General features: G+C 60.1%; 1 protein-coding gene. It reads left to right on the top strand.

Translation table 11 applies throughout. The features are described from left to right. Positions 1 to 692, top strand: a 692-nt coding sequence (locus tag BGIM_RS47980; RefSeq protein WP_040887465.1) for a phage tail protein, incomplete at both ends; no start/stop codon positions are given.

Here is a 692-nt window from a genome sequence, read left to right as displayed (position 1 = left end):
GACGAGTCCAAGATCGACGACGTTTATTTCATCTCCGGCGCCAACATCTGCGACGAAACGGTCACTCTAAAAGACGGGACCGTGACGACCCGCTACAGTTCCAACGGCGTCCTCGACACCGCCAATGTCCTCAGTGACAACATGACCGAATTGCTCTCGGCCTGCGCCGGTTACAAGCCGTATGTGAAGGGCAAACACCGCATCCTGCCCGCCGCCTATCAGACCGTCTCCGGCTCCATTGACGTGAACATGCTCGCCCGGTCGGTCAATTCCGTCACCCGCCCCACCCGCAAGGACTTGTTCAACGCCGTCAAGGGCACCTACGTCGATCCCGACAAGGGCTACCAGCCCACCGACTTCCCGGCCGTCACCAATTCCCTCTATGAGGACCAGGACGGGGGGCAGCAGTTGTTCAAGGACATCGAACTGCCCTTCACCAGCCATCCCGAATCGGCCCAGCGCATCGGCAAGGTCATCTTGGAGAAGGGACGGCAGGGGATTTCGGTCACCGTGCCAATGAACTACCGGGGGCTGAAATACACGGTCGGAGATGTCGTCACCTATTCGGACGACGCCTTCGGCTGGGATGACAAGGAGTTTTTGATCCGGCAGTGGTCGTTCTCCGTGCGCGACGGCGTGAGTGTGGTCATGCAGGAGGAGAGCAGCGCCAGCTATGACTGGGCCAACGGCGA

Source organism: Zavarzinella formosa DSM 19928, from assembly GCF_000255705.1.
In the GTDB taxonomy this organism is placed as follows: Bacteria; Planctomycetota; Planctomycetia; order Gemmatales; family Gemmataceae; genus Zavarzinella; species Zavarzinella formosa.
The sequence above is the reverse complement of the archived record's forward strand: the minus strand, read 5'-3'. Positions and strand labels throughout refer to the sequence as shown.